The sequence below is a fragment of the Cupriavidus sp. CuC1 genome, assembly GCF_044627735.1.
GTDB classification, from domain to species: domain Bacteria; phylum Pseudomonadota; class Gammaproteobacteria; order Burkholderiales; family Burkholderiaceae; genus Cupriavidus; species Cupriavidus ulmosensis.
In genome coordinates this window covers 1-10,927 of record NZ_JBIUHC010000236.1, presented here as the reverse complement: position 1 = coordinate 10,927, position 10,927 = coordinate 1, and the positions used below count along the sequence as shown (strand labels likewise).

The window sequence follows — 10,927 nt, the reverse complement described above, 5'->3', positions numbered from 1 at the left end:
GAGGTGGTCGTCACGCTCCTGCACCTATATCTGCAGCCCGATAATTATTAAAGCTATTTACGGGATGTTGTACTAGGGCGACAAATGGTATCCATCAGCGAATCCCGTTCGACTGGGAACGTGGTGCAAGAGCTGTGACATTCCGGACGTCAGAACGCGTAGCCTTGATCATGCCAGTAGTGCCAGTCGGTGACGGCCACTCGTGTCGACTCATCGGATTTCAGCGGGACAAGCTGAGCTAAGGGCACCACCAGATCACGCTGGTTCCACCGAACCCACACGAAGATACCAACCCGACACAGGTCTTCATGTGCAAGTCCGGTGACCGAGACCGTTTCACTGGGCCGCAGCGGTGAAGCAGCCATGGCTTGGCGGATGCGAGCTTCGAATGGAAACCTGAGTTGTTCTTCGAGATAGCAGTACCACCCCATCGCTCGCTCTTCTTCGTTGTAGGCATCGACGACAATTTCCATCGTGATCCGATGTTCGCGCTTGCTGTCGAATCTGGGCTTTGGCTTGGGCATGACGGAGGATACCAATGGAGCGGGTTACGCATCGACGATACGTCGCAGTAGAGCATAAGACATACGCCAGTGCCCTTCCGTGTCATTGCAGGCAATCGACGCGGTTTTCTGGTTGAGCCTGACGATCGTGCCAATGCGCTCGTGCAGGTACTTGTCAGTGAAGACGACCGTGTCGCCAATGGAGAACTCATCGCGTTTCGCGCGCTGCGGCGTTCGTTCTGGTTCTGGCTGCACGGGAGCACCATCGCGGTCAAGAACAACGGCGGCATACAGGACAGCCCAGCGCCGCCGTGTCGAGGTGTCCTCGATCACCGCCTGGGTATGCCTGAGTTCGATCACGCTACCGTGTTGCAGCGGCCCCATCGGATCATCACCGACATAGTTGACCCTCATGCCCAGATGCAGGCGCCGCCGTACCTCGAGTGATACGCGCCGGCAATTTGAGAAGATCCATGCTGCCTTTTGCACCGGCAACATCAATGCGCTGCGGGCGGCCGTTGATGATCCGGCCTGCCTTCCCATCGGCCACCTCCGGCGTTTGGCGTTTGGCGTTTGGCGTTTGGCTGGAGTATGCGTCTACCATCGACCGCGGACGTTTATCCGCACACACCGAAATTGGGGCAGATCCCCGTCCGACGGATCATTCACGGTGGCTGGCCGCCCATGAAGTAAGCCAAAGGCAGTAGCCCGACTCAACCACGGACCTGCGCCAAGCCATTTCACCTTCGCCCGCATTCAAGTCATCGAATCGGATGCCACCGCGACCGTGTCCCGCTAGTTTCCGGCTCACCGCTGTCGCCCAGTCATGATGAACGATGCATGAGAATCATGCCATGTAGATTCCGGCTTGGCGAGCACCGTGTCCAATTTCCTGGTTATCCATCCGACTAACTTGCAAGAAAACTTGCTCATCCCAGTGCGTTGCGCGCCAAGCTAGTCCATGGAAACTCTGCATCTCCTCGCCCCGCCAAATCTTCCCACCAACGGCTCATGCCTCTGGAATCAGAAACTTGTCGCGATTCTTCCCCAGCCACGCCGGGGCCCGGCCACGTCCGGTCCAGGTGGCGCCCGTCTTGGGGTCCATGTACTTTGGCGGCAGCGAGGCCTTCTCTTTCGTCGGAGCCTTGGGCTTGTCACTCGCAGCCGGGCGTCCACGGCGTCGTTTCGGCGCTAAGTCATCGACGGTGAGTTCGTACTCTGCCATCAAAGCCTGGATTTTCTCAATGACGCCAGCGACCTCGCTTTGACGAACCTCGGCAAGCTGGGCCTCCAACTTTTCCTTATCTGCCAGCAATTGTTTGTAGGTAGCCATCTCAATCTCCGGCTATTAATCACAATTTAATATCCTACAGCACTTCGCCGAATTTACAGCGACTCTGTGAATCCAGCCCCGACTGAAGGATATTAAGCCCGTGCTGAAATAGCCTTCTGTGAATGCACCCTTCCGGGCTATTCTTCCCTGTCAGGAAGGGTGCGATCCGCCCCCACATTCCGCACGCCCGCGGAGGTCAAACGCCGGAAAGCCCTATTGGGCTCACGGCTCCGCCGGCGATTACAATATTGGGGGGGGTAGGATGTGGCCTATCTGCGCCGAGAATGTGAGTGGAGAAGTCAATGGCGACAGCTCGATCTGGCACCAAAGGGGAGGCACTAAGGCTCCTGGGGACAGAAGGCGTGACGGTGGTGGAACTGGACTATGAGGCAGGCTGGCAGGACGCGATTGAACTGGGTCGGCTCGGTCAGAAGGCCGGAATACGCGTGGAATATCGCGGACAAGAGAACATCGCAGTCAAATCGCCGACGGCATTGGTCGCCGGCCTGATGCGGCCAAAGGCGACCTTCCGGCAGCGAAACCTCTATTGTCAGTTTGAGTTGAGCGAACTGCCGGCAGATGAGTTGGAGAGTCTGGAGGCAAAGGCATCAAAACTGGGAGACTACATTCTCGCCGGGCGCTTGATGCGGGAAGTGGATGCGGTATGGGGAGAGTAAGCACGTTTCCCCTTGGCACTCTGCCCCCGTACTTGGCACGTTAGTGCAGAAAACGCTGGCGAGTACAGACTCGAACCCAAAGCAGCGCAATGTCCCGTGTCACCATGGCCAGGGCTTGACCCCCGAGGCCGCTGGTTTTCGTTACCCTGCTACTTTGAGTGCAGACAAGCAGACGATAACGTACGCGCAACCCAAGCACGCGCGGGGAGTGGTCAAATCTGGGAACGCCGTCTATGACACTGCGATTCAAGCCGCAAATCCCTCGATTCGCCTGTCAGGCGTATCACTGTGACCGTGATCATCTTCGAGGGCTGCGTCCCCTCCCCTTCAATGCAGGCCCGGATCGACATGAACATGGAGGCTCTGTGTAGTGTCAGTAGACAATACTCTCTCTTCCTGACGGACCTCCCCCCTCCTTTTGGCCACTCCCGCGCGAGGCGTGTCCCGCTTCCGAATGACTGCCCTGTAGCCAGCCTGCCAGCTCAGGCAGGCCAGATTGCGTAACCCCTCGCCCGCCTGCCAGCGCCTCAAGTTGTCCAGAAAGATGCCCGCCACGCGCGCGGCATTCCCATCCGAGAAGCCCGCGCTATGCGGCGTGGCAATGACCTTGGGCAGCGTCCACAGCAGCGAATCCGCTGGCAGCGGCTCGTGCGCGAACACATCCAGATAGGCGCCTGCAAGGCATAGGACACATCATCACCTTAGTCGCAATGTGGCGCCCTCCCCCAGTTTCTTTCGCCGCGGGCGACCAGTACACCGGGCGAAGGTCTCCCGCGGTTCGCCGTTCGAATCCGTGCGCACCCTCAAGCCGAGGGTGGTGGTCATGGAAGCGTGCAGCACGGCCCACCACTGGGCACGACGTTTTCAGTCGCTGGGCTTCGAAGTCCGGCTGATCGGCCCGCGATATGTCGCACCGTTCGTCAAGACGAACAAGAACGACCGCAATGATGCGGAGGCGAAATCGAGTACGAAACGCAAACGCTGTGCCGCTGCCTGCCATGCTTCGCAGCTTCCATCGCTTGCACCGCTCCACCAGCACGACAGTGTTGGCGCCCTTGTCATGTGCATGGTCTGCCAGCCCAAAGCCGCGTGGCTCGCGCCTCGGCGCACGCGCGGATTTCAATATCGCTCGTAGTTTGCGGGTAGCCCTCCCCCGCGCCGATCGCATCTGTTCGTTACCGTGGTCGCCAATCTCTATACTAAATATCGTGAGATGCGCGACCCGGCGCGCTATGATGCGTTTTCACTACATCGGCAGCAGACGGCTACCGTCTCGCGCCACCGCCCGTTATTCGAGCATGGTTCAATTCGACCAATAGAGAATGGAATGTGCCATGGCCAGAAAACCTGAACTTCATTCCGTATGGAGGGACCGCGCGCGGGACCGCTTCATCATCACACGAGTGGAAGATGATGGCCCTGAACCCTGGTCTGTAACGCTGGTGGCGTATGGCGACCGGTTCAAGGTAGACAGCATTCGCGTCGAACTGGACGCGGATACCTGGGCCCAACGAATCAAGACCAGAGGCTTCGTACAGATCGGCATCGAGCCCGGCAGCTACCCCGTCTGACCATCACGATGCTTCGCGGCGTAAGCCAGATGGCTCACCCAACGTCGCGAGGCGCGAATGCCCATGACTGCTGGATCGCAAGTCTTGCTCCCGGACGTCCATACTGCTGACAATAAGTCCCTTTATGCACATTATTTCGCGCTGCCCGCCTTGCTAAAAGCGGTGAAAGCCCCCCTATCGCTGTAGATTGCTATCCGGAGGAACTATGATTGACACGCAAGTGAAACCGCTGCGCGCCTTTGCCGTGTTTCTCCGCCACGAGCAAGCCCGCCTGACAGCAAAATGGATGGCGATAGTTTGCGCCGATGCCGACCTCGTGGAGGCCGACAAGCTGACACATGAACAGCTTGCCGACCATCTTCCGGCCATCCTCGAAGGGATCTGCACGGCTCTCGACGAAGGGGATCTCGAACGGGTCGAGGGGGCGATAGAGCGCAACGCAAAGAAGCATGGCGAAGTGCGCTGGCAACAGGGCTATCACCTTGATGAGTTGGTGCGCGAATTGGACCTGTTCCGGCAGGTGCTGACCGGTGCCGTCCTGGAGTTCGCAGAAACCCACAGCTATTTCACAAGGCACCACGAGGCGCGCACCCAACACTTGATCGATGAGGCACTCAGTTTCGTAACCTTGACGTCGATTCGCGAAGTCATCGACGAGCAGAATCGAAAGATCAACGAATACACCGGCAGGCTGGAGCAGGCCAATCATGAGCTAACCGAGAAGCAGCGGCTGGTCAGCGGTTTGTATGAATCGCGGATGCAGATCACCCGCAGCGTGGTGCACGACCTGCGCAACTTCCTCAACGCGTTTTCGACCGCACTACAATTGATCGCGCTTGCCCCGTCGAAGGCGGAAGTCGGCTTGGCGCTGGCTACCCGACAGGCTGAGGACATGAAGCGACTGGTCGACGAAATGGTGGAATATTCTATTATCCTGGGAGACCGCAATCCGCTGTCCGTGGAGCAGGTCGAACTTAGGGCGCTGTTTGACGAACTCGTTGCGGCGTCGCGGCCGAGTGTCGAGGCAAAAGGGCTGCATCTGGCAGGAGTCTTTGATGCAAGCCTGACATCAGTGATGTCGAACCGTCTGAAGCTCAAACAGGTTGCGCTGAATCTGCTGTCGAACGCGACAAAATTCACGGGGTCTGGTGAGATCGAATTGGCGATGGGTAGATGCGAAGGGAGCCACTGGTACCTGCGCGTTTCCGATACCGGGATTGGCATTGCGTCTTCAGATAAGGTACGCGTATTCGACGAATTCGAGCGCGCCGCAGGGGACGAAATACCCGGGGCGGGCCTTGGGCTTTCTATCGTCAAGGAACTTTGTCGCGTCCTGAATGGCGAAATCCATTTCGAATCCCGGAAAGGGCAAGGCACGACCTTCGAAATCCGCTTCCCCTACTGCCTTTAGTACGGCGGCCGCTAACGCGCCGACAGGTTCACTTTCCGTTGGCTTGGAGCGGAGCTGGCCGAGGCCCGCGCTGTCCTGGCGACCCGGCAGGCCCGCGCGGAAAGGTCGGTCGTGCGCACTGGCGAGTTGAAAGCGGCGCTGGCCGCCGCGCACGAGCAGCTTGCGGCCGAGGAACGCGCCCAGGCCGAGGCCATCGCCACCGTGTAGGCGCTACGAGGCCCTGTCCAAACTACAGTTGCTGCAGGAAACCGCGCACCAGCGCGACGCGATCCAGGCCGGCGTGGGCAGCATCACGCCTCGCAGTTGAAGTTCGCCGGGCGGCGTATTGGGGCGCTCGAGCAAGAGCGCAGCCGGATCGAGACCGAGCTGGCGAGCGAGCGCGCCGCGCGCCAGAACGCTGCCGGCGAGGCGAGCGCGCTCAAGGCGGTCAATGCCAGCCAGCGCGCCCAGTTCGACGAGCTGCTGCGCGCGACGCTGGCGGCCGCAGCGCCCCCCGCCCAGCCCGGACCGGCCAAAGCCCCGGTCAAAGTTGCAACCAAGGCGGCGACCAAGACAGGCACCAAGCGCGGGAGGCGGGAATGAACCCCGCCGACTGGGTCGACACGGCGACCGTGCCGACGCGACACCTGCCGCCGACCGTCGACGGCGCGTTACCCGGTCTACGCGCACTGGACGCTGGCGCGCGTCAAGCGCCGCTACGGATCGCTCGCTGAGGCCAAGGCCAAGGCCGCGCAGCCGGCCATGCTCAAGCTCCTGCTGGCGCATGACGCCGCGGTCGAGTACTGGGAGCGCGGCCACCTACGTGGCTGGCGCGCGGGGCGCTTCGCCCAGCCGCAGGCCGCAGGGGCTGTACCGTGTGAAGTCAAGGCGATGCTGGTGGTCGACCACCAGGTGCCGCTGCCCGCCGCCCAAGCACTGCTGGGCCACCTCGGTGCAGACCACGGCTGCCTGCGCGAAAAGATGGGCCAGGTCCATGCCGCGCTTCAGATCCGATCGGGTTCAGGCCCATCACCACGTCCTTCGTGCCTTCCTGAACCACAAACTTGTCGCGCAGTTCAATTTCCTTGGCGACCGATACGCCATCCTTATTGATCAGCGGGGCCCCGTACGACCGCTCAGGAACAACATTGCGTCCCTTGGGACCAAGCTTACCTTGACCGCGTTGGCCAGCAGGTTGACACCCGCCACGATGCGGCTGCGCGCGGACTCCTGAAATCGGATCTCCTTGGCTGCCATGATGAAACTCCTCGCGAGATTCTAGGTTTCTCTCTTTCTCTATTCGACGACGCACAGAATGTCTTCCTCGCGCATGACCAGCAGTTCCGCGCCTTCGAGCTTGACGGTGGTGCCCGCATACTTGCCGAATAGCACGCGCTCGCCGACCCCCACGCTGGGTGCGCTGACACCGCCATCGCCCAGCCGCTTGCCGCTGCCGACCGCCAGGACTTCGCCCTGATCCGGCTTTTCCGCGGCGGTATCGGGAATGACGAGGCCGGCAGCAGTCTTATGTTCTGCGTCCAGCCGCTTGACGATCACGCGATCGTGTAAAGGACGAATGTTCATGGCCTTGTTCCCCATTCAACACAATGACGAGCTTGACTCGGCCAGACAGACCGGCGCCTGTTCATCCCCGCCGCGCTGTTGTGATAGCACAATGCACGGCCGCGTGCACACAACGAGCCGATCCTCGGCGCGCAGCAGGTAGCGCCGGATGCCAGGACCGCGCTTCACTGGATTGGTGGCACGGCGCCAAGCTTTTCAGCCAGCATCCGCTCATACACGCCAAAGTGCATATCCACCTCCGTTTGACTGACCACGACGACTCCGCGCGCGCACTTGAGCTGCACCCGATGCTTGCCCAGCGTCAGCCACTCAGAATCGAACTCCATGGAAGTCTCCATCCGACAGTACATTGCCGCCAAAATAGGGGCGAGTCCGGCGATTTCAAGAACGCAACGTCGCGCCTACGTTCGCCGCTGCAATGAGCCCCATTGGAAGCCAGTAGTGTGCAGCCCCCAAGCACCGCGCACGCCAAAGGGGGGCTGCGCCCGCCTCTGGCGTTCCGCGTCAGCCGCCCCCTTCCACGACCGCCAGGATTGCCCGGCTGCGGGCAGCAGCTTCGCTGCAAATACATGCGATGCCTCAGGATTGCAGACATCAGCTCACTTCACTTCGATCGTCCTCACGGCAGACTGCGACGACCCCGTCTTGGGTAGACGTAGTGTCAACAGTCCTCTTTCGAATTTCGCATCAACGTGATCCACGTCGACACCATCCGGCAGAGGAATACTGCGCATGAATGCGCCGTACGCTCGCTCCAGGCGGTAGCAGCCGTTCTCTTCGCTCCGGATGTCCTGCTTCTTCTCACCCCGCAAGAGCAGTGCGCCATCTTCGATGGTGGTCTGCAGGTCTTCGCGGTCCATACCAGGCAGCTCAGCCGTGATCCTCAGGGCCTCGCCATCGTCGACCACATCGATCCGAGGTTGGAAGCGAGACGAACTGAAGTCGCCGAACCATCGATCCAAACCACCGAAGCCCGCGAACGGTTCGTGCAGGAATTCTCCCATCGCGCGCCAGGGATCGCTAGAAAACAGCCGCGAAACGTCAGGCCAGTCGGGCGTGCCGTGCCTCGGCGCGGAAACGTTGGACGCATCCCCCATCGGTTGCTTGTCAGTTGTCGTCTTCCGTAGGAACTTGAAGGGGTTCCATTTGCCCAGTTCCGTTTTCATCTTACCCTCCTGCCAAATGCTCATTTGATGGGTACGAATGACTGTCGGCAACGACCGGTCGCGCCCGGCCATCGGCGACGCCGCAAGGCCCAGCCATGGTGGTGGGGCCGCCGATACGGTCATCCGCGTCTTCTTGGGGGCGACGGTGGCGCCCACCCGGACGCCACCGTTTCCGGTGCCGCGGATGGCCCTCCAGCATTCACCCGGCGGTAACCGCAATGCGACGTGGCCGCGCTTCGTCACGACGCGGGATCGTCAGCTTCAGCACGCCATCCTGCAGGTGCGCGTCAATCTTCGACGTATCGAACTCGGGACTCAGAGAGAACGTGCGTGCGAAGTGCGGCTCGCGGATTTCCGCGTGCTGCACCCGCAGGCCAGACGGTGTCGGCACCATGGCTTCCGCCTCGATATGGAGGTTACCATCGTGGACATTCACAATGAGCTTGTCCTTGGTGACGCCCGGTAGGTCGGCCCAGACGGTGACACCATTGCTGTCCTCGAAGATGTCAACGGCGGGAAGCAGCGTGACTCTGGGCGTTGGCCTGTCTTCCTGGCGTTTTGCAACCGCGCTCTGGTCGCGTTCAACGACTTGGGTAGTGTCGCTCATGGCATTCTCCTCACATTACTGGACGGTGATCGCCCGAGGCTTCGAGGATTCGTGCTTGCCAATGCTAATCGACAGACAGCCGTGGACGTAGCGCGCCTGCACCTTGTCGGGATCAGCGTTCTGCGGCAGTTCGACGACGCGCCGGAACGTGCCGACGAAGCGCTCCTGGGCATACGGCCGCACCTCGGGGTCATCCTCCGACTGCGCCGCTGCGCGCTCGCCGCTGATCGTCAGCAAGCCCTTGTCGATCGAGACCTCAAGCTTGTCTTGCTGGATGCCCGGGGCAAACGCGACGATTTCGATCGAGTCGTCCGTCGCGCCAATGTTGACCGCTGGGAATGCCCCGAAGCGGCCGGAGCGGATGCTGGACGGGAAACCGGCGAACAGGCTCGCCATCTGCCGCTGCAGGCGGTCGAACTCGCTGAAGAGGTCGGTTCCGAGAAAGAGATCACTCATGGTCGTATCCTCCTGATGCAGCAAGGAGGCGAACGGGCAACGCGCTCCCACCCGCCTGCCAAGCCGCTGGCAAACAAACAGAAACACGCAGCGCGCAACATCGCGACTGCCTGAGCAAGATTAAAATAGGCAATCTGTTGCCGGTTTTCAAGGAGGAGGCATTCAATTTCCTCTTGAAGGCATCTAGCCGCCCCTATCTCTCGAATGCGAGGACTTGGCGCAGCGGGCCGAACGGATTTTGGCTCGGCGGGCAAGGGGTCATGCGCACAAGCATTGCCATTTTATGCGATACCGCCGAAGAAATTCTTGATGTCGACATCTAGCATCACTCGTACTCCCAACATCTGTGCCGAGCCACGTTGATCGCCTGATGTGCCGATCGTGGAACCGGTGTTTGACTCATACGGGTATCGTCCCGGACCGAGCGCCCACACGGGCCGCTCGATGCGCTGCACCTAGCACGGTAGCGCCACAGGCACCTCGACCGTCTTCGTCTTCGTCTTCGTCTGCGTCCGCCCGCGGTGCGAAATACAGCAGGTAGGCCAGCATCGGGGCGAGCACGGCGCCGAGTAGCGCCGACAGACCGCAAGCGCCCCAGTTGATCGTCTTCATGCCAGCACGCCTCCCGCTGCCACATACACCCCGCGCAGGTAGTCCAGCGAGTGCTTGTTTTGCCCGTAGCCGGCGCCCGGCAGGCTGGCCCAGATGTCGGCCAAGTCCTTGTCTCGGCGCCGCTCGATGAAGTTGAAGAGCCGGCGCACCATCGCCCAGCTGCGCAGCCCGCAGGCGAAGACCAGCCCGATTTAGTCGCCCGCCCAGGCATGGAGGCTGAAGTGCTGGATCACCGCCGCCGCCGCCAACGCTCGACTCCACTGTCGAGATGAGCGCCACGGCCCATTCCGCTGTGCTGCGTGGCAGCATATTGATCTTCACGACGATCGCCGCCAGGCCGCTGGCGCCGGCCGCCATGCCGGCTGTGCCGCCGATCGCCTTGAATGCGGCCGCGCCCGCGGCCCCCGCTGCGGCGCTGCCGCTGATTGGTTCCGACATATGTGCCCCCCAAAAGAAGGAAGCCCGCTCGCGGCGGGCATGAAATAGCCACCCGAAGGTGGCTGGTGGACTAGAGCTGCTGCCGCGGCTATTCGCCGGCTTCCTCTTGAACCATTGGCTGCTGTGCTGCGGCGTATCCCAAGATCGTCACACCGTCGTTGTCCAGCTTCGTGGATTGCGCAGGCAGCTCCACAATCGGCGTTTCCGGATACATATCCGAGAGTAGAACCTTCGCAACATCTTCGGACTCGAATGGCCCGAAGTGAATTACATCTGGCCCGGTGACTTCAGCGAACAACCATTCGCCCGTTTCGAGTGGATAGATCACCACCAGCGTGCGCTCATGCCGATACATAGTTGCCTCCAGATCTTGTCATGTGCCCCAAACATAACTATCGATACTGGCGAGCCCCTCCCCTATTCTGGGGCGGGCGCCGCGCGACCACTGCGCGAAATCATTGTAGGTAATTAGCGGGGACCGACAAGTATCATCAGGCCCGCACCCAATAGGACACCAATCCACCCAAGTTAAGCCTCCCTCAGCAAGCCTTATAGGCGGCATGTCGATGAGGCTTATGACGAGGCGGTCG

15 protein-coding genes and 4 pseudogenes are annotated in these 10,927 nt (G+C 60.8%); 7 read left to right on the top strand and 12 right to left on the bottom strand.

Going from position 1 to position 10,927, the window contains the following annotated elements; genetic code table 11:
- Positions 1 to 149 precede the first annotated feature (149 nt).
- The 3 genes from ACGLHR_RS48185 to ACGLHR_RS48175 form a co-directional block, all read right to left on the bottom strand.
- Entirely contained in the window at positions 150 to 524 is a 375-nt protein-coding gene (locus ACGLHR_RS48185; RefSeq protein WP_400102809.1) for a calcium-binding protein, read from the bottom strand.
- Between the two features lie 24 nt (positions 525 to 548).
- Positions 549 to 1,046, bottom strand: a complete 498-nt coding sequence (locus ACGLHR_RS48180) for a hypothetical protein (RefSeq protein ID WP_400102808.1) — start codon at positions 1,044 to 1,046, stop codon at positions 549 to 551.
- Positions 1,047 to 1,512: 466 nt separating this feature from the next.
- Positions 1,513 to 1,836: an H-NS histone family protein gene (locus ACGLHR_RS48175; protein ID WP_267601492.1), complete on the bottom strand. Its 324-nt coding sequence runs from the start codon at positions 1,834 to 1,836 to the stop codon at positions 1,513 to 1,515.
- Between the two features lie 302 nt (positions 1,837 to 2,138).
- Between ACGLHR_RS48175 and ACGLHR_RS48170 the strand changes: the two genes are divergently transcribed.
- The gene (locus tag ACGLHR_RS48170) at positions 2,139 to 2,513 is read left to right on the top strand and encodes a PHA-granule associated protein 4 (protein ID WP_400102807.1); all 375 of its coding nucleotides are present in this window, start codon (positions 2,139 to 2,141) and stop codon (positions 2,511 to 2,513) included.
- A gap of 492 nt (positions 2,514 to 3,005) precedes the next feature.
- Here the strand turns inward: ACGLHR_RS48170 and ACGLHR_RS48165 are convergent.
- Positions 3,006 to 3,194: pseudogene (locus tag ACGLHR_RS48165) on the bottom strand (NAD(P)-dependent oxidoreductase); the annotation flags it as partial.
- Positions 3,195 to 3,225: 31 nt separating this feature from the next.
- Between ACGLHR_RS48165 and ACGLHR_RS48160 the strand changes: the two are divergent.
- From ACGLHR_RS48160 to ACGLHR_RS48140, 5 genes and pseudogenes are all read left to right on the top strand, one after another.
- Positions 3,226 to 3,471 (top strand): annotated as a pseudogene (locus ACGLHR_RS48160) (IS110 family transposase); the annotation flags it as partial.
- Between the two features lie 376 nt (positions 3,472 to 3,847).
- The gene (locus ACGLHR_RS48155) at positions 3,848 to 4,084 is read left to right on the top strand and encodes a hypothetical protein (protein WP_400102806.1); all 237 of its coding nucleotides are present in this window, start codon (positions 3,848 to 3,850) and stop codon (positions 4,082 to 4,084) included.
- 205 nt (positions 4,085 to 4,289) lie between these two features.
- Positions 4,290 to 5,495, top strand: a complete 1,206-nt coding sequence (locus ACGLHR_RS48150; RefSeq protein ID WP_400102805.1) for a sensor histidine kinase — start codon at positions 4,290 to 4,292, stop codon at positions 5,493 to 5,495.
- A 33-nt stretch (positions 5,496 to 5,528) separates the two neighbouring features.
- Positions 5,529 to 5,702, top strand: a pseudogene (locus ACGLHR_RS48145) (hypothetical protein); the annotation flags it as partial.
- 96 nt (positions 5,703 to 5,798) lie between these two features.
- On the top strand, positions 5,799 to 6,077 hold the full coding sequence (locus ACGLHR_RS48140; protein WP_400102804.1) for a hypothetical protein: 279 nt from the start codon (positions 5,799 to 5,801) through the stop codon (positions 6,075 to 6,077).
- A gap of 354 nt (positions 6,078 to 6,431) precedes the next feature.
- Here ACGLHR_RS48140 and groEL read toward each other — a convergent pair.
- The 7 genes and pseudogenes from groEL to ACGLHR_RS48105 all read right to left on the bottom strand — a co-directional run.
- Positions 6,432 to 6,731 (bottom strand): annotated as a pseudogene (gene groEL / locus ACGLHR_RS48135) (chaperonin GroEL); the annotation flags it as partial.
- A gap of 39 nt (positions 6,732 to 6,770) precedes the next feature.
- Positions 6,771 to 7,058, bottom strand: a complete 288-nt coding sequence (locus ACGLHR_RS48130) for a co-chaperone GroES (RefSeq protein WP_400102803.1) — start codon at positions 7,056 to 7,058, stop codon at positions 6,771 to 6,773.
- A 164-nt stretch (positions 7,059 to 7,222) separates the two neighbouring features.
- Positions 7,223 to 7,384 carry a hypothetical protein gene (locus tag ACGLHR_RS48125; RefSeq protein ID WP_400102802.1) on the bottom strand — a complete coding sequence of 54 codons (162 nt, stop codon included), beginning with the start codon at positions 7,382 to 7,384 and terminating at the stop codon, positions 7,223 to 7,225.
- 273 nt (positions 7,385 to 7,657) lie between these two features.
- Complete coding sequence (locus ACGLHR_RS48120) at positions 7,658 to 8,224, bottom strand: Hsp20/alpha crystallin family protein (RefSeq protein WP_400102801.1); 567 nt, start codon at positions 8,222 to 8,224, stop codon at positions 7,658 to 7,660.
- A gap of 199 nt (positions 8,225 to 8,423) precedes the next feature.
- On the bottom strand, positions 8,424 to 8,831 hold the full coding sequence (locus tag ACGLHR_RS48115) for an Hsp20/alpha crystallin family protein (RefSeq protein ID WP_400102800.1): 408 nt from the start codon (positions 8,829 to 8,831) through the stop codon (positions 8,424 to 8,426).
- Between the two features lie 15 nt (positions 8,832 to 8,846).
- Complete coding sequence (locus ACGLHR_RS48110; RefSeq protein WP_400102799.1) at positions 8,847 to 9,287, bottom strand: Hsp20/alpha crystallin family protein; 441 nt, start codon at positions 9,285 to 9,287, stop codon at positions 8,847 to 8,849.
- A 608-nt stretch (positions 9,288 to 9,895) separates the two neighbouring features.
- On the bottom strand, positions 9,896 to 10,051 hold the full coding sequence (locus ACGLHR_RS48105) for a hypothetical protein (RefSeq protein WP_267601486.1): 156 nt from the start codon (positions 10,049 to 10,051) through the stop codon (positions 9,896 to 9,898).
- 116 nt (positions 10,052 to 10,167) lie between these two features.
- On the opposite strand from ACGLHR_RS48105, the gene ACGLHR_RS48100 reads away from it, so the two are divergent.
- Entirely contained in the window at positions 10,168 to 10,380 is a 213-nt protein-coding gene (locus ACGLHR_RS48100; RefSeq protein ID WP_400102798.1) for a hypothetical protein, read from the top strand.
- 45 nt (positions 10,381 to 10,425) lie between these two features.
- Here ACGLHR_RS48100 and ACGLHR_RS48095 read toward each other — a convergent pair whose 3' ends face one another.
- The gene (locus tag ACGLHR_RS48095; protein ID WP_267601484.1) at positions 10,426 to 10,692 is read right to left on the bottom strand and encodes a hypothetical protein; all 267 of its coding nucleotides are present in this window, start codon (positions 10,690 to 10,692) and stop codon (positions 10,426 to 10,428) included.
- Positions 10,693 to 10,927 lie beyond the last annotated feature (235 nt).

Excerpts from the sequence above, each read along its gene's own strand:
- ACGLHR_RS48185 (WP_400102809.1), bottom strand. The coding sequence starts at position 524 with ATGCCCAAGCCAAAGCCCAGATTCGACAGCAAGCGCGAACATCGGATC.
- ACGLHR_RS48180 (WP_400102808.1), bottom strand. The coding sequence starts at position 1,046 with ATGGGAAGGCAGGCCGGATCATCAACGGCCGCCCGCAGCGCATTGATG.
- ACGLHR_RS48175 (WP_267601492.1), bottom strand. The coding sequence starts at position 1,836 with ATGGCTACCTACAAACAATTGCTGGCAGATAAGGAAAAGTTGGAGGCC.
- ACGLHR_RS48170 (WP_400102807.1), top strand. The coding sequence starts at position 2,139 with ATGGCGACAGCTCGATCTGGCACCAAAGGGGAGGCACTAAGGCTCCTG.
- ACGLHR_RS48155 (WP_400102806.1), top strand. The coding sequence starts at position 3,848 with ATGGCCAGAAAACCTGAACTTCATTCCGTATGGAGGGACCGCGCGCGG.
- ACGLHR_RS48150 (WP_400102805.1), top strand. The coding sequence starts at position 4,290 with ATGATTGACACGCAAGTGAAACCGCTGCGCGCCTTTGCCGTGTTTCTC.
- ACGLHR_RS48130 (WP_400102803.1), bottom strand. The coding sequence starts at position 7,058 with ATGAACATTCGTCCTTTACACGATCGCGTGATCGTCAAGCGGCTGGAC.
- ACGLHR_RS48125 (WP_400102802.1), bottom strand. The coding sequence starts at position 7,384 with ATGGAGTTCGATTCTGAGTGGCTGACGCTGGGCAAGCATCGGGTGCAG.
- ACGLHR_RS48120 (WP_400102801.1), bottom strand. The coding sequence starts at position 8,224 with ATGAAAACGGAACTGGGCAAATGGAACCCCTTCAAGTTCCTACGGAAG.
- ACGLHR_RS48115 (WP_400102800.1), bottom strand. The coding sequence starts at position 8,831 with ATGAGCGACACTACCCAAGTCGTTGAACGCGACCAGAGCGCGGTTGCA.
- ACGLHR_RS48110 (WP_400102799.1), bottom strand. The coding sequence starts at position 9,287 with ATGAGTGATCTCTTTCTCGGAACCGACCTCTTCAGCGAGTTCGACCGC.
- ACGLHR_RS48105 (WP_267601486.1), bottom strand. The coding sequence starts at position 10,051 with ATGGTGCGCCGGCTCTTCAACTTCATCGAGCGGCGCCGAGACAAGGAC.
- ACGLHR_RS48100 (WP_400102798.1), top strand. The coding sequence starts at position 10,168 with ATGAGCGCCACGGCCCATTCCGCTGTGCTGCGTGGCAGCATATTGATC.
- ACGLHR_RS48095 (WP_267601484.1), bottom strand. The coding sequence starts at position 10,692 with ATGTATCGGCATGAGCGCACGCTGGTGGTGATCTATCCACTCGAAACG.